The sequence below is a fragment of the Arthrobacter bussei genome (assembly GCF_009377195.2).
Classification (GTDB): Bacteria; Actinomycetota; Actinomycetes; order Actinomycetales; family Micrococcaceae; genus Arthrobacter_D; species Arthrobacter_D bussei.
The window spans coordinates 1083982-1103723 of record NZ_VJXX01000001.1 but is presented as its reverse complement, the minus strand read 5'-3'; the positions used below and the strand labels follow the sequence as shown (position 1 = coordinate 1103723).

Below are 19742 nucleotides of genomic sequence, written 5' to 3'. Positions count from 1 at the left end.
CCCGTAACAGGGGCCGCCCAGTGGGTGGGCCGGGACGCCTCCAGTACGCTGTCCTACTGTGAAGGTTCTAGTGCTGGGCCCCGGCGGCCGCGAACATGCCATCGTCCGGGCCTTGCTGGCCGATCCGTTCGTCCGTGAGGTGCATGCGGCTCCCGGCAACGCGGGGATCGCGGCGGACGTGCGCACGCACGACGTCGATGCCGGCTCCCCGGGAGTCGTCGTCGAGCTGGCCCGCTCGCTCGGGTCGGACCTCGTGGTGATCGGGCCGGAGGCGCCGCTGGCCGCCGGGGTGGCCGATGCCCTGCTCGACGCCGGCATCCCCGTCTTCGGGCCCACGAGGGCCGCGGCACAGCTCGAGGCGTCGAAGGCCTTCGCGAAGCAGGTCATGGCCGCTGCGGGCGTCCCCACCGCCATGGCGCGTGTCGCCGCGACCGACGAGGAGGCCGGCGAAGCGCTCTGCACCTTCGGCGCCCCCTACGTGGTGAAGGACGACGGCCTCGCCGCCGGCAAGGGGGTCGTGGTCACCGACGACCTCGACGAGGCCCGCGCCCACGCGTCCGAATGCTTCCGTGCAGGCGGCACCGTGGTCATCGAGGAGTACCTCGACGGCCCCGAGGTGTCCCTGTTCGTCCTCTCCGACGGCCGGACCGTCGTCCCCCTCGCTCCGGCACAGGACTTCAAACGCATCCACGACGGCGACCAGGGCCCGAACACGGGCGGCATGGGCGCCTACTCGCCCCTGGAATGGGTTCCGGCCGGTCTCGTCGAGGAGGTCCTGACACGCGTGGCCCAGCCGGTCATCGACGAGATGGCGCACCGCGGCACGCCCTTCGCGGGTGTCCTCTACGTGGGGCTGGCCCTGACCTCGCGCGGCATGCGCGTCATCGAGTTCAACGCGCGGTTCGGCGACCCCGAGACACAGGCCGTCCTCGCCCGGCTCACCACGCCGCTCGGGGGAGTGCTCCTCGCCGCGGCCAAGGGGACCCTCGACCAGATCGACCCCCTCAACTGGTCGCCGAAGACCGCCGTCGCCGTGGTCCTCGCATCGGAGAACTACCCGGACGCACCGGTCATCGGCCGCCGTGTCCGCGGCCTGCGGAAGGCCGCGAAGGTGGACGGCGCGCACGTTCTGCACGCCGGCACGGCGGAGCGGGACGGCAAGGTGGTGAGCTCCGGGGGCCGCGTGCTCGCCGTCGTGGGACTCGGGGACTCCCTCGAGGACGCGCGCTCCACCGCCTACGAGGGACTGGCACTGATCGACCTCGAGGGCGGGCAGTACCGGACGGACATCGCGCTGAAGGCGGCACGCGCCGAGGTGTCCTTCACCGGACCGGCGGCGGCGACCGCATGAGCACCTTCGCCCCCGCGCACCCCGAGCTCCCGGGCTGGCGGCACGTCTACTCGGGCAAGGTCCGGGACCTGTACGAGCCCGAGGACGGGCGCGACGACGTCGTCCTGGTGGTCGCGAGCGACCGCATCAGCGCGTACGACCACGTACTCGCGACGGAGATCCCCGACAAGGGCCGCGTGCTGACGCAGCTGAGCCTCTGGTGGTTCGAACGGCTCGCCGGCATCCCGAACCACGTCATCGCGTCCGACGCCGCCGGGGGAGTGCCCGCGGCGGTGGAGGGGCGGGCCATGATCTGCCGGAAGCTCGCCATGTACCCCATCGAGTGCATCGCGCGCGGCTACCTCACCGGCAGCGGCCTGCTGGAGTACCGGGCGTCCGGGACGGTGTGTTCGTTGCCGCTGCCCGACGGCCTCGTGGACGGCTCGCGCCTGGAACCCGCGCTCTTCACGCCGTCGGCGAAGGCCGAGGTGGGGGAGCACGACGAGAACATCACGTACGACGCCGTCGTCATGACCGTGGGCGACGACGCCGCGGCCGAGCTCCGGACCCTGACGCTCGAGATCTACACGCGGGCCGAGACGATCGCACGGGAGCGGGGGATCATCCTCGCGGACACGAAGGTGGAGTTCGGCCTGGACCCGGCCACCGGCGCCGTCACCCTCGGCGACGAGGTCCTCACCCCCGACTCCTCGCGCTTCTGGGACGCTGCCCTGTACACGCCCGGGCAGGCGCAGCCCTCGTTCGACAAGCAGTTCGTCCGCGACTGGCTGACGTCCGACGACGCCGCCTGGGACCGCTCCGGAGAACCGCCCGCACTGCCCGCGGACGTCGTCGAGCGCACACGCGCCCGCTACGTCGAGGCGTACGAGCGCCTGACGGGCCGCACTTTCGCCTGAGGCTCCTGACGGCGTCGTGCTCATGGCCGGCTCTCTCTCGCGGGCGACGCGCGCCCTCGTTCACGCTTCTTCCGGCACCGCGCTGCCCAGGACGGCGTGTCGGTCGACGACACGCCCTCCACCCGCCGCGAGGTGTGAACGAGCGTCCGGTGGTTGATGGGTCCAGGACGGTTCCCGGGGACGATGGCCGCGACCCGAGCGTTATCGGTGAGGACCGGCCACAGTTCCAGAACAGCGCCGGCGCCGGCGGCCGTCCCGGCCGTGGTACACGATGATGGCCGTCCACCGGACGGCCAGGACCCAGTCGACACAGCGCGGTGCGGTACACCCCGATGGTCCGCCCGCGCAGAACCATCGAGGAGCACCGTGAACACCGATTCCCCCTCCATCCGTTCCCGCCGCCACGGCCTGGCCCACGCCGCCGTCGCCGTCGTCGCGACCGGCGGCCTGCTGCTGCCCGCTGCCGGCGCCGTCGCCGCGCAGCCCGCGGCCCCACCCGCGAACGCCGCAGCGTCCCAGCAGCAGGGCGCCTTCATCCCGCTGCCCGGTGCGTCCGGTGCGGAAGGGATCGCCGCGGGCAAGGGCTCGACGTTCTACGCGGGCGACCTCGGCGACGGCGACATCTACCGCGGCGACGTCCGGAAGGGGACGGCGAACCTCTTCATCGACGCCCCGGAGGGCAGGGTGGCGGTGGGGCTCAAGGCCGACGTCCGGAACGATCTGCTGTTCGTCTCGGGTGGGCCGACCGGCCAGGCCTACGTGTACGACACCCGCACCGGAGCGCCCGTCGCGGACGTCCAGCTGGCCACGGGCGACGCCTTCATCAACGACGTCACCCTCACGAAGGACGGCGCCTGGTTCACGAACTCGCGCAGCGCCGACCTCTACTTCCTCCCCGTCGGGCCGAAGGGCGCCCTGGGCGAGGTCCAGACCATCACGCTCTCGGGACCCGCCGCGCTCGTCACGCCCGGTTTCAACCTGAACGGCATCACGTCGGTCGACGGCGGGGACACCCTGATCGTGGCGCACTCCGCCAACCAGGCCCTCTACACCGTGGATTCCGCCACGGGCGCGAGCGCCGCCATCACGACGGCCGCCCTGCCGAACGTGGACGGCATCCTCGCCAAGGGCGACACCGTGTACGCCGTGCAGAACCGGCTCAACCAGGTCAGCCGCATCAGCCTGTCGGAGGACCGCTCGAGCGGCGAGGTGGAGGACGTCATCACGAGTCCGCTCTTCGACGTGCCGACCACCGTGGCACTGTTCGGCAACACGCTGGCGCTTGCCAACGCGAAGTTCGGCGCCGTGGATCCCGCCGGGTACGAGGTCGTGACGACCTCCGCGCGCTGATCCGACCCGCAATGCAGAAGGCCCGCCGGGTGACCGGCGGGCCTTCTGCAGCTGTTCCTGTGGTCGGGGTGACAGGATTTGAACCTGCGACCTCGTCGTCCCGAACGACGCGCGCTACCAAGCTGCGCCACACCCCGGTGCCACCGGTGGGAGGGAAGACCTCCTGAACGGCAACTGTCCAAGGATAGCCGAGGATCAGCGGCGAGGAAAACCGGGCCCGACGGCGCCCGGCCGCTAGACCAGCGAGTCCTTCCACGCGGCGTGCAGGGTGGCGAAGCGCCCCGTGCCACCGATGAGATCCGCCGGCGTGCCGTCCTCGACGACCCGCCCGTCGTGGACCACGAGCACGCGGTCGGCGATCGCGACGGTGGACAGGCGGTGCGCGATGATCAGTGCCGTCCGGTTGCCGAGGAGCTTCTGCAGTCCCTCCTGCACCAGGCGTTCGCTCGGGATGTCGAGTGAGGACGTCGCCTCGTCGAGGATGAGCACCGCCGGGTCGGCGAGGAAGGCGCGGGCGAAGCTGATCAGCTGCCGCTGCCCGGCGGAGACGCGGCCGCCGCGCTTGTTCACGTCGGTGTCGAAGCCCTCGGGCAGCTCGAGGATGAACTCCTCGGCTCCGACGGCGCGGGCGGCCGCGATGATCTCCTCACGGCCGGCCTCGGGCTTGCCGACGGCGATGTTGTCGGCCACCGAACCGCTGAAGAGGAAGGCCTCCTGCGTGACCATGACGACCGCGCGCCGGAGGTCCGCCGGAGCCAGCTCGCGGAGGTCGACGCCGTCGAGCGTGAGCCGGCCCTCCGAGACGTCGTAGAAGCGCGCGATCAGCTTGGCGAGGGTGGACTTCCCGGCACCCGTCTGGCCTACCAGCGCGACCGTCTGCCCCGCCCTGATGGAGAGGTCGAGGGTGGGCAGCACCACAGGGCCGTTGCCGTAGCGGAACTGGACGTCGTGGAAGTCGATGTCGCCCCGCGGGTCGGGCAGCGACACCGGGTTCTTCGGCGGACGGACGGTCGGCACTTCCTCGAGCAGTCCGGACACCTTCTCGAGGGCCGCGGCGGCGGACTGGAACGAGTTGTAGAACATGGCCATCTGGTCCACCGGCTGGAAGAACCGCTTGCTGTAGAGGAGGAGGGCCAGGAGCGCGCCGACCTCGAGGGAGCCACCGAGCACGCGGAACCCACCGAATACCAGGACGACGGCGACCGTCACGTTGCCGATCAGCACGAGGCCGGGCTGGAAGACACCGTTGAGGTTGATGGAGCGCACGGTGACGGTGCGGTAGTCCTCTGCGAGTTCGTCGTAGCGCTCAGCGTTGACCGTCTCGCGGCGGAAGGCCTTCACGGCGCGGATGCCGGTCATGGTCTCGATGAAGTGCACGATCAGCTTCGCCGACACCACCCGGGACTCCCGGTACGCGATCTGGGAGTGCTTCTGGTACCAGCGGGCCAGGAAGAACATCGGCACCGCGGCTGCGAGGATCAGGAACCCGGTGCGCCAGTCGAGCGCGAAGATGGTGGCTGCCGTGAACAGCATGAAGATGGCACCCGAGGCGAGGGAGCTGATGCCCGAGTCGAGCAGTTCCCGCAGCGCCTCGAGGTCGGAGGTCTGCCGGGAGATGATGCGGCCCGACGTGTACTTCTCGTGGAACTCCAGGCTCAACCGCTGCGTGTGCCGGAAGACCCGCACCCGGAGATCCAGGAGCATCGACTGGCTGAGCTGCGCGGTGGCCCGGACGTATCCGGCTGTCAGGACGGCGGCGAGGACGGCGGCCAGGAGGTAGGTGCCGCCCGCCACCCACAGCATGAGCGGATCGCCGTCGATCAGGGCCGGCAGGGCCCGGTCGATGCCGAACGCGATGATCGCCGGGCCGGCCACGCGCGCGGCCTGCGAGACGACCACGAGCAGGACGGTCCAGATGAACTGCCGCCGGTTGGGCCGGATGAGCGAGCCGAGCAGGCGGAAGGAGCGGGACCGCACCGCCTTGCTCTGGGCGCGGTCGAGGAGGACGTCGTCCTCGTTGAGGACGCCGGCGGACGTGGAGCCCGATTCCGCCGGTGTCTCCTGTGCCTTCGGTGTCCTCCGGGGTCTGCGGTCCCTCGGAGCGCCGCCGGGCGTCGTCGTGGTGCGGCTCATGCCAGCGCCTCCTCGTCGTCGGGCACGGTCTGCCCGGTGACCGCCGTGCGTCCGAGCTGCGCGATCTCCTCGTCGTCGAGGCTGGCGATCACGTAGCGGTAGTGGTCGCTGCGCGCGAGCAGCTCCGAGTGCGTCCCGACGTCGGCGATCCGTCCGTCCCGCATGAGCGCGACGTGGTCGGCGAGCGCCACGGTGGAGGGCCGGTGCGCGACGATCAGCGTTGTCGTGGAGCGGAGCATCGCGCGGAGGCCCTCCTCCACGCGTTCCTCCGTGGCGACGTCGAGCGCCGACAGCGGGTCATCGAGCACCAGGACGGTCGGCCGGGCCGCGATGGCGCGGGCGAGGGCGATGCGCTGGCGCTGCCCGCCGGAGAGACTCAGCCCCTCCTCCCCGATGAGCGTGTCGACCCCGTCCGGCAGGTCATGGGCGAACTGCGCCTGGGCGACGTCGAGGGCTTCCGCGAGGATGCGCTCGGCCTCTGCGCCGGTCGCATCCGAGCCCATGAGGACGTTGTCGCGCACCGAGGTGGAGAACAGGGTGGTGTCCTCGAAGGCGACGGCGACCAGGCTGCGCAGCTCCGTGAGGGTGAGGCTCCGCAGGTCGACGCCGTCGATGGTGATGGACCCGCCGGTCAGGTCGTAGAGGCGGGGGACGAGCTGCAGCAGCGTGCTCTTGCCGCACCCGGTCACGCCGACCAGCGCCATGGTCTCGCCCGCCCGCAGGCGCAGGTCGATGCCGTCCAGCACGTCCCCGGCGTCGTCCTGCGCGTCGGGGTAGCGGAAGTGCACGGCGTCGAAGACGACCTCCCCCTTCGGGGCGTCGAGGTGGATCGGCTGCTCCGGGTCGGTGATGGTGTTCTCCGACTCCATGACCTCGTAGTGGCGGTCGATCGCCGTCTTGGCCGTGAAGGTCATGGCGAGCAGGGGACCGATGAACTCCACCGGACCGGCGACGGCCGCCGCCGTGGCGAAGAAGGCCACGAGGGCACCGATGGTCACGTCGCCGCTCGCCGCCAGGGTCACCCCGACGACGAGCGAGGCGCCGAGCGCGAGTTCCGGGAGCAGGGTCACGATCATGGAGAAGGTGGCGAGCGAGCGCGCCTTGTGGATCTCGGTCCGGCGGAGTTCCTCGGCCTGCTCCTCGAAGTCCTCGAGGGCTTCACGGCTTCTGCCGAACGCCTTGAGGACCCGGATGCCGTGGACCGATTCCTCGACCGTCGTGGCGAGGTCCCCGGCCTGGTCCTGGCTCTTGCGAGACACTCGGCTGTAGGAGGTGCGGAAGCGGTAGCCGTAGATCATGAGGGGGACCGCCGCGGCGACGAAGATCAGGGCGAGGACCCAGCTGGTGAAGAACATGATCACCACGCCCATCACCACCGTCAGCGAAGTCACCACGAGCATGATCAGCCCGAACGCCATCCAGCGGCGCATGAGGTTGAGATCGCTCATCGCGCGGGAGAGGAGCTGGCCGCTGCCCCAGCGGTCGTGGAACTCGATCGTCAGGTTCTGGAGGTGCCGGTAGAAGGAGGTGCGCATGTTCGTCTCCACCGTCGTCGCCGGGGTGATGACGAACTGGCGGCGCAGGGCCACGAACGTGGCCTCGAGGACACCGAGGAGCAGGACGACGCCGGAGGCCACCCATACGGTGCGCGCCGATCCACCCTCGGCGAGGGCGTCGTTGATGAGGACGCGCAGCACCTGGGGGATGGCCAGCGCCATCATGCTCGCACCGAGGGCACAGAGCAGACCGAGGACGAGGCGGGGGATGATGGGTCTCACGTGCGGATACAGCCGGCCGAGCGATTCCCACAGGGTGTTCTGGTTCTTCATGGCCATCTCTTCGGTGATCGATGGTTGTTGGTGTCCCTCAGCAACAATCCTAGGGCAGGCCCGCCGTGACGCCGATCAGGTTCGGGAAGCGCGAAGAAACAGGAAATGCTCGCTAGCGGGAACCCCGCGGGGTAAGGGTCAGCAGGACCGCCTCGGGTCGGCAGGCGAAGCGGATCGGAGCGAAGCGCGACGTGCCGATGCCTGCCGAGACATTCAGCGGCACCGTGCGGCCCTCATGGTCCCATTCCGTGAGGCCGCGGGCCCGCCACGTCGGCAGATCGCAGTTGCTGACCAGTGCGCCGTAGCCGGGCACCCGGACCTGCCCGCCGTGGGTGTGGCCGGCGAGCATGAGATCCGCGCCACCCGCGGTGAAGTAGTCGAGCACCCGCTGGTACGGGGCGTGCGCCACGGCGACGCGGATGTGCGGGGCCTCGGCGGACGTGCTGCTGCCCGACGGGTAGGGCACGTAGCGGTCGCGGTCGAGGTGCGGGTCGTCGACGCCGGTGAAGTCGATGCGCATGTTCCCGAAGCCGATGGACTGCGACCTGTTGGTGAGGTCCACCCAGCCCGCGGCCCCGAAGGCACTGAACATGTCCGCCCACGGCAGGTCCTGCGGTGCGGACTCCTTCGGCGCGATCGAGGGTCCCGCGAAGTACCGCAGGGGATTCTTGAACACCGGTGCGTAGTAGTCGTTGGACCCGGGGACGAAGACGCCCGGTACCCCGAGCAGCGGCTCGAGCGCTTCCAGCAGGGGCCCGACGGCCTTGCGGTGGCTCAGGTTGTCACCGGTGTTGACCACGAGGTCGGGGTTGAGGCGTGCAAGGCCGTGCAGCCAGTCCGCCTTCGACTTCTGTCCCGGCACCATGTGGATGTCCGAGAGGTGCAGGACCCGCAGGGGAGCTGCTCCTGGGGGCAGGATCGGCACCGTCTCCTCGCGGACCCCGTACAGGGTCCGCTCGACCGCCGAGGCGTAGGCGAGGGTTGCGGCCGCGGCGGTCAGGGTGAGCCCCGCCGCCCAGCCGAGCGGTGCCCCGCTCCGGGATGTCTGAGTCGATGTCACGCTAGCCGTTTCCGTTGCCGTTGGTGCCGCCGTTGTCGGCCGCTCCTCCAGTGGTACCACCGGTGGTGCCGCCGGTGCCAGTTCCACCGGTGTTGGTGCCGGGTACCGCGGGTACTCCCGGGCGGGCAGGGAAGGTGGGCGTGGTGCCGCGCTGGGGGCCGTTGATCATGGCCGAGGGCGGCGCCGTGAACGGCTGTCCGACGTAGAGGCCGGGGATCTGCTGCATGAAGCGTGCCCAGGACGGGGCGGCGATCAGGGAGCCGTCGATCTCGGGGTAGACCTGGCCGCCGATCTGCAGGCCGCCGAGCGACGCTTCCTCACCCTCGCCCTGCCAGTTGCCCACCCAGCTCGCGGTGACCATGTCCGAGTTGTAGCCCATGAACCACGTCTGCGAGCGGGCGTCGTTGGTGCCGGTCTTACCGGCCATGGGGATGCCGCCGTACTGCAGCGTCGATCCCGAGCCGATCTTCATGACCTCCTGGGTCGCGTAGTTGACTCCGCGGGCGACGTCGGCCTCGATCTTCCGCTCACAGGTGACGGGCGGCACCGGGTAGCTGGTCCCGTCGACGGCGGTGACCTCCGTCAGGGCCCGCGCCACGCAGACCGTTCCCTCGTTGGCGAATCCGCTGAAGGCGGTGGCCATCGACATGGGGGCGGCCGAGACAGCGCCACCGATCAGTGCCGGCGGGTTGATGCCCGGAGGAGTCGGCGCGCCTTCGCTGCTGTTCGCGTTGTGCACCCCGAGGTCGAAGGCGATGTCCCTGATGCGGCACAGGTCCAGCTGCTTGGCGGTCTCCATGGTGATCGTGTTGAGGGACTGGGCGAGGCCGTACAGCACGGTGTAGGTGCCGTAGTTCTCGTCCCCGTAGTTCTGCGGCTCGTAGCCCTCGCCGTCCGGCGTGTTGATCACGTAGTTCCCGCCCGGTTCGCAGCTCGCACGCCAGCGGTCACCCTCGGGATAGATGCGCTTGCGTCCGTCGATCTGCTGGTTCAGGCTCTTGCCCGCCTCCACCCAGGCCGCCACGGTGAACGGCTTGTAGGTCGAGCCGGGCTGGAACCCGCCGCCGCCGCCGAGGCTCTTCGAGGGGTCTCCGCCGTCGAACTGGTCGACGTTGAAGTTCAGGACCGTGTTGCCCTGCGCCACCTCGGGGTTGTACCGGGTGTTCTGCGCCATGGACAGGATGTTGCCGGTCTTCGGATCGAGGCTGAGCATCGTGTGGCCGACCTTGCCGTCGGTCGTGTCGGGGTTCGCGGTCTCGTTGACGGCCGTCTGCGCGGCGCCCTGGACGCGAGAATCGAGCGTCGTCCTGATGGTGAGGCCCGACCGGTACAGCACCTTCCTGCGATCCTCCGTCGTCTCGCCGTACGCGGGGTCGTTGAGGATCAGGTGGGTGACGTAGTCGCAGAAGTAGGGTGCCTGCGCGGCACCCACGCACCCACTGAGGGTCGGGGTGATGGCGAGTCCGAGGTCGGTCGCGATGGCCGCGTCGTGCTCCTCCTGCGTGATCTTCCCCCGCGTGAGCATGGCGCCGATCACGATGTTGCGGCGTTGGAGCGCGCCCTCCGGGTTGAGCTCGGGGCTGTACACCGTAGGACCGTTGACGACCCCTGCCAGCAGGGCGCTCTGCTGGATGTTCAGGTCCTTCGCGTCCACATTGAAGAAGTACTTCGACGCGGCCTGGACGCCGTAGCTCGTGCCGTTGAACTGGACGATGTTGAGGTAGCCCTCGAGGATCTCGTCCTTGGAGAGCTCCTTCTCGACGGCGATGGCGAGCTTCATCTCGCGCAGCTTGTCACCGACGGACTTGCTGCCGTTGAAGACGGCCGTGCCGTCGTTCTGGCGCGCGGTGTCGTTCAGCACATTCGTCACGAACTGCTGCGTGAGGGTCGAGGCGCCGCGGGTCGTGTCACTGGTGAGGTTGCTGGCGATCGCGCCGAGGATGCCCTCCATGTCCACGCCGCCGTGGTCGTAGAACCGGTAGTCCTCGATGGCGATCAGCGCGTCCTTCATGGCGGGCGAGATCTGGTCGAGGGTCACGGGCTGCCGGTTCTCCTCGTACAGCGTGGCGATCAGTGACCCGTCGGCGGCCACGATGGTCGTCGGCTGCGCGAGGGCCTCCCGTTCGAGCTCCGCGGGCAGTTCCTCGAAGAACTGGATCGAGGCGGAGGCTCCGGTACCGGCGGCGGCGGCCACCGGAACGAGGAGGCCTGCGGCGAGCACGCCGGCCAGCCCGCTGATTCCGAGGAAGGCGACGATCTTGCCGAGAGTGGTAGCCGTGTCGAAGAGGGGTGATTTGCGCGCAGCCATTATTCCAGTTTACAAGCACCCGCTACGCTTTCCCCATGAAGAAATGGGAGTACTCCACGATTCCGCTCATCATCCATGCGACGAAGCAGATCCTCGATCAGTGGGGCGATGATGGCTGGGAGCTCGTACAGGTGGTTCCCGGGCCGGACGGCAAGGGTCTGGTCGCCTACCTGAAGCGGGAGAAGAACTAGCAGTGGCAGCCCCCGAACCCGTGATTTCCGCGGTCGAGGCGCGTCTCGCGGAGCGCGGCATCACGCTTCCCGGCGTCGTCCCGCCGCTGGCCGCCTACGTTCCCGCCGTCGTGAGCGGCAACCACGTCTACACCTCCGGGCAGCTGCCCATGATTGACGGCAAACTCCCAGCTTCGGGGAAGGTCGGGGCGGTCGACGGCGGGGTCGACGCCGAGACCGCGACGGCCCTCGCGGCGACCTGCGCCGTGAACGCCCTCGCCGCGATCAAGAGCCAGATCGGCGACCTCGACCGCATCACGCGCATCGTGAAGGTGGTGGGCTTCGTGGCCTCCGATCCCTCCTTCACCGGCCAGCCCGGCGTCGTCAACGGCGCATCGGAACTCCTCGGTTCCGTCCTCGGCGATGCGGGCGTGCACGCTCGCTCGGCCGTCGGCGTGTCCGTCCTCCCCCTCGACTCGCCCGTCGAGGTCGAGGTCATCGCGGAGTTCATCTAGGCCGTGGACCGTCTCAGCACCAGGCTCTTCCCTGTTCACCCGGACCAGCGCACCGCGGCGCTGAGCTGGATCGAGCATGGGCAGCGCACACCGCTCAAGGCCCGGCCGGCGTCGTCCGTGGTCCTGCTGCGTGACAGCGCGATCGGCACCGAGACCTATCTCTCCTACCGGCGCGGCCAGTCACCGCTCGGCGTGATCGGGTTCCCGGGCGGGAGCATCGAGGAGTCCGACGACGACGACCTGCCCTGGTACGGCCCGACACCGGCCATGTGGGCGAAGACCCTCGGCGTCGACGACCACCGGGCAGCGCGACGGCACGTCCTCTGCGCGATCCGGGAACTCTTCGAGGAGACCGGTGTCCTGCTGGCGGGACCCGATGCCTCCTCGCTCGTCGAGGGCACGCAGGCCAAGGAGTGGATGAAGGCGCGCGAGGCCATCAACGAGGGCGAGTGCCGCTTCGCGGACATCCTCAGCCGTCGCGGGCTCGGTGTCCGCACCGACCTCATCAAGCCCCTCTCGCACTGGCTCACACCCGACTTCGCGCACCGGCGGTTCGACACCCACTACTTCGCGGCGGCGCAGCCCGTGAACCAGGAGCCGAGCATCCTCGACAGCAAGGGTGTGTGGGGACAGTGGCGGTGGGCGGCGCAGGAGATCGCCGACCGCGACACCACCCGGCTCGGCGACGAGGTCGGCCAGCCGAACACCGTGGGGCACGTCCTCAGCGAACTGGCGGTCCCCGCGGTCGAGATCATCCTGGAGAAGATCGGGTCCAGCCGGGGCTGCATCGCCTACCTGTCCCACAAGCGCCCGGTCAAGGTGTACTACCCGGAGCTCGCGGAGCAGGACGGCGACCTGATGCTGAAGGTCGAGTGCCCGAAGCTCACCGAGGGCGGTTCGGTGCAGCGCGGCCGTTGACCCGACCGCACATGACGAAGGCACCCACCATCCGGCGGGTGCCTTCGTCGTTCCCGGGGGCGGCACCAGGGGCCGCCAGGATCAGCGGCTGCGCTGCCTCAGGCGCTGGATGTCGAGGATCACGACGGCGCGGGCCTCGAGGCGCAGCCATCCGCGCTGCACGAACTCGGCGAGCGCCTTGTTGACCGTCTCGCGGGATGCTCCGACGAGCTGCGCCAGTTCCTCCTGCGTCAGTTCGTGCGCGACGAGGACGCCGTCCGTCGCGGGACGGCCGAAGCGGTCCGCGAGATCGAGCAGGGCCTTCGCCACGCGACCCGGGACATCGGAGAACACGAGGTCCGCGAGCGATTCGTTGGTGCGGCGCAGGCGGCGCGCGAGCGCCTGGAGGAGCTGCGCCGAGACCTCGGGTCGCGTTTCCAGCAGCGTGCGCAGGTTCTCGTTCTTCAGACCGGCGAGGCGTGTCTCCGACACGGCGGTCGCCGTCGCGGTCCGCGGGCTCGGATCGAACAGGGCCATCTCGCCGAACAGTTCGCCCGGACCGAGGATCGCGAGGAGGTTCTCGCGTCCATCCTGGGCCGTGCGGCCGAGCTTGATCTTGCCGGAGACGATGAAGTACAGCTGGTCGCCCTGGTCGCCCTCGCGGAAGACCGACGAACCGCGCGGGAGGTCCACCTCGATGAGCTCGTCCGTCAGGGCGGCGAAGACATCGTCCCCCAGTGAGGCGAAGAGGGGCGCCCGGCGCAGTACTTCGATGTCCATGAATTCTCCTGATGCGTCTGTGGTGCGTCGTTCCGCGGCGGTACCCGCTGCCTTCTCCTGACCATCTTGCCGTACGGGAGCAGATGTGACGACTGATACACGCCCCGGGCCGCGCAATCCGCGTCCTCAGGGCGCAGGCGCCCCGGTCCTCCCACGTTCCTCCCATGCTTCGCCGCTAGAATCGCACGCAGTGCCGGGAGGCCGTCCATGCTCCCGCCGTCCACAGCCAGGGGAGAATGTTCGTGCCGGAAGTCAATCTCGCGGGATTCACCCTCCTCGACCTCGTCCTGGTCGTGGTGCTGCTGGGCTACCTCGTCACGGGGATCCGCAACGGCTTCCTCGTGACGCTCGGCGGGATCGCCGGATTCGTGGCGGGCGCCGTCGCGGCGTTCTTCGCGATCCCCCTCGTGAGTGCCTGGGTGCCGGACAACCCGTGGCGGCTCATCGCCGTCATCGCGACCGTGATCGTCCTCATCATCATCGGCCAGGCCGTCGGCTCGGCGCTCGGGGCCTCGATCCGCAAGTGGTCGGACTTCCCTCCGCTGCGCGTCGTCGACCGCATCCTCGGCGGTGTGGTGAACGTCGTCGTCGCGGCGCTGGTCCTGTCGATGCTCGCCTTCGGCGTCGGTACCCTCGGGGTACCGTTCCTCTCGCAGCAACTGGCGTCCTCACAGGTCATCCGGGCGATCGACAGCGCGACACCCGGCCCCGTCCGCACCTGGACGGCCCAGCTCCGAACCATCGCGGTCGACGACGGCATCCCCACCCTCCTCGAGGGCGTCGGCCCGGCCACGCCGGCGGTCGTGCCCGACGCCTCGGTGGACACTCCCCAACTGGCGGCTGCTGCCGCGTCGGTCGTCCGGATCACGGGCACCGCCTTCCAGTGCGGCCAGAACCAGACCGGTTCCGGCTTCGTCGTCGCGCCCGACCGCGTGATCACCAACGCGCACGTCGTCGCCGGTGTCGACCAACCGGTGGTGGAGGTACCCGGTGGCGGAGCCCTGCCCGGCAGGGTGGTCCAGCTGGACACGGCCCGGGACATCGCCGTGATCGCCGTGGACGGGCTGCAGGCCGCACCGCTGCCACTCGGCGACGAGGTGGCCAACGGGACCACCGTGGCCTTCGCCGGCTACCCGGCGGGCGGTCCGTACCGGATCCAGCCGGCCAGCGTGCAGAGCCTCTCGCCGGTGCTCGTCAACAACATCTACGGCGCCGATCCGCAGGCGCTGCAGGTCTACAGCCTCGCCGCGAACGTGCAGCAGGGGAATTCGGGTGGCCCGTTGCTGGACATGGACGGCCGGGTCGCAGGGGTGGTCTTCGCGAAGTCGACGGCGGACGCGCCGGTCGGCTACGCGCTGTCCCTCGACGAGCTCCGCCCGATCGCCGAAGGTGCACCGCGTCTCCAGGACGCCGTCTCCGCCGGTCAGTGCACGCGCGGCTAGGCATCTACGGGAGCCACTCGATCGACTGGCCGTGGGGTCCGGTGCGTGCCACCGTCCGCCCGTTGTGCTGCAGCACGAAGCGGCCGTCCAGTTCCTCCGGCGCGCGTTCCATCGCCCCGTCCACCCCCGCGAGCGTCCCGTGGCCCTCGTGGGAGAGCCAGTGCACGGGGCGGTCGCGAGCCGCGGCGAACCGCAGCATGGTCTCGCGGAACCGGTTCCGGCCCTCCGCGTCGACGTAGGCCAGCACCGCGCTGTGGAACACGACGACGACGGCGTCCCTGGGCGCCCGGTCGACAAGCGGGACGATCTCCTCGGTGAGGTCCCCCCGGACGAGCAGGGGCGGCTCCGACCGGACCACGCCGAGAGCGGCGCGGAGCCGCTCGAGCCGGAAGGTGTGCTCGGGCCAGACGAGCGCCTCCAGCCAGCGGGCGTCGTCGCCGTCCCGCGCGTCCAGCGGGTTGAGGTCGATGCCCGCCCGCCACACCACATCGGGCAGGCGCTGCGGGAACGGGACCGGACCCGCCGTGGAGCAGTCGAGGGCGGGGACGGACGACCCGCCCGCGGGATCGAGGGCCGGTCCGGGGGAATAGCGGTAGGCGTAGCGGTCCGGGTAGAGGCAGGCCCCCGCTGACGCGCCGACCTCGATGAGGGCCAGGGGCCTGCCCTCGGCGGCACTGATCGCGGCGAGGGAGGGCAGCAGGACGGCGCACCGCCCCGCCTCGTTGGTCTGCGTGGTCCGCGTCCGCATGACCTGCCGGATCTCGGGCCATCGGGCGAGCACGAAGGACCGGAAGGTGGCGAAGCCTTCGAGCGGGACACCGACGAAGCGCACTGCGCCGAGGAACAGGACGGGCTGGCGACGGGCCGGCGGGAGCGTGTCGAGCATCGCGAGCAACTCCGTGTCATCGCTGATGCCGGTGCACCAGTCGTCGTACAGGGGTGAGTAGCCGCGCGCCTCGAGGTCCGCGAAGCGCCGGTAGCGGGCGGACGTCGTCGTTCCTGTTTCCATGGCGTTCCTTCCGGTTCCAGCCACGTTTCGCGGCCGTGACAGGCGTGCGCTCGGCGGCCCGTGATGCCAAATCGTAACCACCGATGCCCGGGAAATACCGTTCGTGGACCTCCCGGAAGTTAGGCTCGTCACACGGATCAGCGCGTTCGCCGCTGTGGTCCCCATGGATACCGGTAGATCCGGTAGGAATCACTCGTTCACCAGGGAGCAACACATGTCCAACCGAGGCACATCCGTGCGCGGCACCGGTTTCGCAAGAAAACGCGCCGTGCTCACCGCAGGATTCTCCGTCGCAGCACTCCTCCTCACGGGCTGCGTGCAGAGCGAGCGCGAGGAGAACACCGGCGCCGAGGGCGAGTCCGCCGTCGACTCCACCTTCGTCTTCGCCGCATCGTCCGACCCGAAATCACTCGACCCCGCCTTCGCGAGCGACGGCGAGTCCTTCCGCGTCAGCCGCCAGATCTTCGAGGGCCTCGTGGGCGTCGAACCAGGCACCGCCGATCCCGCGCCGCTGCTCGCCGAGTCCTGGGAGACCGCCGAGGACGGACTGTCCACCGTCTTCCAGCTCAAGGAGGGCGTGACCTTCCACGACGGAACGCCGTTCGACGCCGAGGCCGTCTGCTTCAACTTCGACCGCTGGTACAACTGGACCGGCATCCAGCAGGCCGAGACCACCTCCTACTACTACGGATCGCTGTTCCGCGGCTTCGCCGACAGCCCCGAGAACGCGGTCTACGAATCCTGCGAGGCCAATGGCGACAACGAGGTCACCATCAACCTGGCCAAGCCGTTCGCCGGATTCATCGCCGCGCTGTCCCTCCCCGCGTTCGCCATGCAGAGCCCGACGGCGCTCGAGGAGTTCGCGGCCGACGAGATCGGCGGCACGGCCGAGGCTCCGTCGCTGAGCGAGTACGCACTGGGCCACCCCGTGGGTACCGGTCCCTTCAAGTTCGACTCGTGGGATGTCGGGCAGCAGCTCGAGATCTCGATCTACGACGACTACTGGGGTGACAAGGGCCAGATCACCAACACGATCTTCCGGATCATCGACGACCCGCAGGCACGCCGCCAGGCGCTCGAGGCCGGGGACATCGACGGCTACGATCTCGTGGCGCCCGCCGACACGCAGTCGCTGAAGGACGCCGGCTACAACATCACGCCGCGCGATCCGTTCACCATCCTCTACCTGGGCATGAACCAGGCGATCCCCGAACTCGCCGACCCGCAGGTCCGTGAGGCCATCGCGCACGCCATCGACAAGGAGGCGCTGGTCGCCCAAACGCTGCCCGAGGGTACCGAGGTGGCGACGCAGTTCATCCCCGAGGTCGTCGACGGCTACAACGAGGACGTCACCACCTACGAGTACGACCCGGAGCGCGCGAAGGAGCTGCTGGCCGAGGCGGGCTACCCCGACGGTTTCGAGGTCACGTTCAACTACCCGACGAACGTGTCCCGTCCGTACATGCCCACCCCCGAGCAGGTCTTCACCAACCTGCAGGCCCAGCTCAGCGAGGTCGGCATCACGGTCAAGCCCGCTCCCGCCGCCTGGTCGCCCGACTACCTGAACCAGGTCCAGGGCACCCCGGACCACGGCCTGCACCTGCTCGGCTGGACCGGTGACTACAACGACACCGACAACTTCATCGGCGTCTTCTTCGGGCAGGAGAAGCTGGAGTTCGGCTTCGACAACCCCGAGCTGTTCGCAGCCCTCGACGAGGCCCGCGGTGTCAGCGACCGCGAGCAGCAGACGGAGCTGTACAAGGACATCAACGAGCAGATCGCCGAGTACAACCCGGCCATCCCGCTCGCGCATCCCGCCCCGTCGCTGGCCTTCGCGCCCCGCGTCACCTCCTACCCGGCGAGCCCCGTCAATGACGAGGTCTTCACCGACATCGAGCTGAGCGAGTAGCAGCAGTACCCGTGTGGAGCCGGTCCCTGGTCGGGACCGGCTCCATCGCGCTGTAGGCCCCCTGTCCGGCTCGCGCCGGTCGACCCGGAAGGATCCCTCGAGTGTTACGCGTCATCGGTAAACGGATAGCCCTGCTCATCCCCACCCTGTTCGGACTGTCCATCCTGCTGTTCCTGTGGGTGCGCAGCCTTCCCGGCGGTCCCGCCACGGCACTGCTGGGCGAGAAGGCGACGCCCGAGGCGATCGCCCGGGTCAACGAGCTCTACGGCTTTGACCGGCCGCTGCTCACGCAGTACCTGACCTATGTCGGACGCCTGCTGCAGGGCGATTTCGGCGTCTCCATCAACACCGGCCGGCCGGTGCTCGAGGAATTCGCCACGCGCTTCCCCGCCACGCTCGAACTGACCGTCGTCGCCCTGGTCTTCGCCATCGGCGTCGGAGTGCCCCTCGGCTACTTCGCCGCGCGGTACTACGGCCGGTTCCTCGACCACAGTTCGGTGGTGCTCAGCCTGATCGGCATCACGGTGCCGGTGTTCTTCCTCGCCTTCATCCTGAAGTACATCTTCGCCATCCAGTGGGGCATCCTGCCCCCGGACGGCCGGCAGGACGCGCGCATCGATGCGACCCACTACACGCAGTTCTACGTCCTGGACGGCATCCTGACCGGGGAGTACGACGCCGCGTGGGACGCCTTCCTGCACCTGATCCTGCCGGGGCTGGCCCTCGGTACCATCCCGCTCGCCATCATCGTCCGCATCACGCGGGCCTCGGTGCTCGAGGTGCAGAACGCCGACTACGTCCGCACCGCCCGCGCCAAGGGCCTCATGGAGCGCACCATCCGCGGCAGCTTCATCCTGCGGAACGCCATGCTGCCCGTGGTCACGACCATCGGCCTCCAGCTGGGCCTGCTCATCTCGGGGGCGGTCCTCACCGAGACGGTCTTCGCCTTCAACGGCATCGGGCGGTTCCTGCGGGACGCGATCTTCGGCCTGGACTACCCGGTGCTGCAGGGCTTCATCATCTTCATCGCGATCCTCTACGCCCTGATCAACCTGATCGTCGACCTGTCCTACTCCGTCATCGACCCGAGGGTGCGTGTGCAATGAGTACCATCCTGCCTCCCGCCGCCGGCGGTTCAGCAGCCCCGAACGACCCCGCCATCGACACCGGCCGGGGAACCGGCCTGTGGAAGGACGCCTTCCTCCGCCTGCGCCGCAATCCGCAGGCGATCGTGGGCGCCGTCATCATCGGTCTGTTCCTGCTCGTGGCCATCCTCGCGCCGCTCCTCGCCCCCTACGGCGGTGACGAACTGCCGGGCCGCACGTCCATCACCCCGACCACCATCCCCGGGCCGGGCGAGATCGACGGCTTCCCGCTCGGCCTCGACCGCTTCGGCGGTGACGTGCTGAGCAAGCTCATCTGGGGTGCGCAGGCCTCGCTGCTCATCGGCGTCGTCTCCACGGCGCTGGGGCTCGCGGGCGGCATGCTGCTCGGCGTCCTGGCGGGCGGCCTCGGCGGCTGGGTGGACAACGTGATCATGCGCTTCGTCGACATCCTGCTGTCCGTGCCGAACCTGCTCCTCGCCGTCAGCATCGCCGCGGTCCTGGGCCAGAGCTCGTACGCCATCATGATCGCCATCGGTGTCTCGCAGATCCCGATCTTCGCGCGGCTCCTGCGCTCGTCGATGCTGTCGCAGCGCGGCGCGGACTACATCCTCGCGGCGCAGACCCTGGGCCTCAGCCGGCGCACCATCACGATGAGCCACCTCCTGCCGAACAGCATGGGCCCGGTCATCGTGCAGGCGACGCTGACGCTCGCGACCGCCGTCATCGACGCGGCCGCACTGTCCTTCCTCGGGCTCGGCGGCGGGCTGCCGCAGGCCGCCGAGTGGGGGCGCATGCTCACCTACGCGCAGGCCGAACTCGCCGTGGCACCGCAGCTCGCCTTCCTGCCCGGCGCCTGCATCGCGATCACGGCGCTCGGCTTCACGCTGCTGGGCGAGTCGCTCCGCGAGGCGCTCGACCCGAAGACGCGGCGGAAGTAGCCACCGCGCCCCAGCCGTGCACGACGACGGCCACCGCCCACCTGGGTGG

16 protein-coding genes and 1 tRNA gene are annotated in these 19742 nt (G+C 69.6%); 10 read left to right on the top strand and 7 right to left on the bottom strand.

The annotated features are described in order from the left end of the window. The first annotated feature begins 58 nt into the window (after window positions 1-58). The 3 genes from purD to FNH21_RS05190 all read left to right on the top strand — a co-directional run bounded on the left by purD (window position 59) and on the right by FNH21_RS05190 (window position 3597). Window positions 59-1351 carry a phosphoribosylamine--glycine ligase gene (gene purD, locus FNH21_RS05200; RefSeq protein WP_191931635.1) on the top strand — a complete coding sequence of 431 codons (1293 nt, stop codon included), beginning with the start codon at window positions 59-61 and terminating at the stop codon, window positions 1349-1351. Beyond that, on the top strand, window positions 1348-2247 hold the full coding sequence (locus FNH21_RS05195) for a phosphoribosylaminoimidazolesuccinocarboxamide synthase (RefSeq protein ID WP_152812784.1): 900 nt from the start codon (window positions 1348-1350) through the stop codon (window positions 2245-2247). Before purD ends, FNH21_RS05195 begins: the two co-directional genes overlap by 4 nt. A 366-nt stretch (window positions 2248-2613) precedes the next feature. Then, window positions 2614-3597 carry an SMP-30/gluconolactonase/LRE family protein gene (locus tag FNH21_RS05190; protein ID WP_338403158.1) on the top strand — a complete coding sequence of 328 codons (984 nt, stop codon included), beginning with the start codon at window positions 2614-2616 and terminating at the stop codon, window positions 3595-3597. 60 nt (window positions 3598-3657) lie between these two features. Here FNH21_RS05190 and FNH21_RS05185 read toward each other — a convergent pair. The 5 genes from FNH21_RS05185 to FNH21_RS05165 form a co-directional block, all read right to left on the bottom strand. Then, window positions 3658-3734 (bottom strand) — tRNA-Pro (locus FNH21_RS05185). A 97-nt stretch (window positions 3735-3831) separates the two neighbouring features. Next, complete coding sequence (locus FNH21_RS05180; RefSeq protein WP_152812782.1) at window positions 3832-5730, bottom strand: ABC transporter ATP-binding protein; 1899 nt, start codon at window positions 5728-5730, stop codon at window positions 3832-3834. Beyond that, a complete protein-coding gene (locus FNH21_RS05175; protein ID WP_152812780.1) occupies window positions 5727-7559 on the bottom strand; it encodes an ABC transporter ATP-binding protein in 1833 nt (610 codons plus the stop codon). Before FNH21_RS05175 ends, FNH21_RS05180 begins: the two co-directional genes overlap by 4 nt. A gap of 112 nt (window positions 7560-7671) precedes the next feature. Further along, window positions 7672-8619: a metallophosphoesterase gene (locus tag FNH21_RS05170; RefSeq protein WP_191931634.1), complete on the bottom strand. Its 948-nt coding sequence runs from the start codon at window positions 8617-8619 to the stop codon at window positions 7672-7674. Between the two features lies 1 nt (window position 8620). Next, window positions 8621-10927, bottom strand: coding sequence for a transglycosylase domain-containing protein (locus FNH21_RS05165; RefSeq protein WP_152812778.1), 2307 nt, complete (start codon window positions 10925-10927; stop codon window positions 8621-8623). Window positions 10928-10962: 35 nt separating this feature from the next. Here FNH21_RS05165 and FNH21_RS05160 point away from each other — a divergent pair, with 35 nt between their 5' ends. The 3 genes from FNH21_RS05160 to FNH21_RS05150 are packed head-to-tail and all read left to right on the top strand — an operon-like array spanning window position 10963 to window position 12530. After that, window positions 10963-11118, top strand: a complete 156-nt coding sequence (locus FNH21_RS05160) for a Sp36 family protein (RefSeq protein WP_152812776.1) — start codon at window positions 10963-10965, stop codon at window positions 11116-11118. A 2-nt stretch (window positions 11119-11120) separates the two neighbouring features. Then, entirely contained in the window at window positions 11121-11612 is a 492-nt protein-coding gene (locus FNH21_RS05155) for an Atu1372/SO_1960 family protein (RefSeq protein ID WP_191931633.1), read from the top strand. Between the two features lie 3 nt (window positions 11613-11615). Beyond that, window positions 11616-12530 carry an NUDIX hydrolase gene (locus FNH21_RS05150; protein ID WP_191931632.1) on the top strand — a complete coding sequence of 305 codons (915 nt, stop codon included), beginning with the start codon at window positions 11616-11618 and terminating at the stop codon, window positions 12528-12530. Window positions 12531-12611: 81 nt separating this feature from the next. Here the strand turns inward: FNH21_RS05150 and FNH21_RS05145 are convergent, their stop codons facing one another. After that, the gene (locus tag FNH21_RS05145) at window positions 12612-13289 is read right to left on the bottom strand and encodes a Crp/Fnr family transcriptional regulator (protein ID WP_055767432.1); all 678 of its coding nucleotides are present in this window, start codon (window positions 13287-13289) and stop codon (window positions 12612-12614) included. A gap of 242 nt (window positions 13290-13531) precedes the next feature. On the opposite strand from FNH21_RS05145, the gene FNH21_RS05140 reads away from it, so the two are divergent. Next, window positions 13532-14731, top strand: coding sequence for a MarP family serine protease (locus FNH21_RS05140; protein WP_338403157.1), 1200 nt, complete (start codon window positions 13532-13534; stop codon window positions 14729-14731). A gap of 4 nt (window positions 14732-14735) precedes the next feature. On the opposite strand, the gene FNH21_RS05135 is transcribed toward FNH21_RS05140, so the two are convergent. Beyond that, the gene (locus FNH21_RS05135; protein WP_152812770.1) at window positions 14736-15740 is read right to left on the bottom strand and encodes a DUF2332 domain-containing protein; all 1005 of its coding nucleotides are present in this window, start codon (window positions 15738-15740) and stop codon (window positions 14736-14738) included. A 214-nt stretch (window positions 15741-15954) separates the two neighbouring features. Here FNH21_RS05135 and FNH21_RS05130 point away from each other — a divergent pair, with 214 nt between their 5' ends. The 3 genes from FNH21_RS05130 (at window position 15955) to FNH21_RS05120 (ending at window position 19693) form a co-directional block, all read left to right on the top strand. Continuing rightward, window positions 15955-17649 (top strand): ABC transporter substrate-binding protein, encoded by a 1695-nt coding sequence (locus FNH21_RS05130; RefSeq protein ID WP_152812768.1) that lies wholly within the window; start codon window positions 15955-15957, stop codon window positions 17647-17649. A 101-nt stretch (window positions 17650-17750) separates the two neighbouring features. Beyond that, a complete protein-coding gene (locus tag FNH21_RS05125) occupies window positions 17751-18755 on the top strand; it encodes an ABC transporter permease subunit (protein WP_191931631.1) in 1005 nt (334 codons plus the stop codon). Beyond that, the gene (locus tag FNH21_RS05120; protein WP_055767447.1) at window positions 18752-19693 is read left to right on the top strand and encodes an ABC transporter permease; all 942 of its coding nucleotides are present in this window, start codon (window positions 18752-18754) and stop codon (window positions 19691-19693) included. The genes FNH21_RS05125 and FNH21_RS05120 overlap by 4 nt, the downstream gene beginning before the upstream one ends. Window positions 19694-19742: the final 49 nt, after the last annotated feature.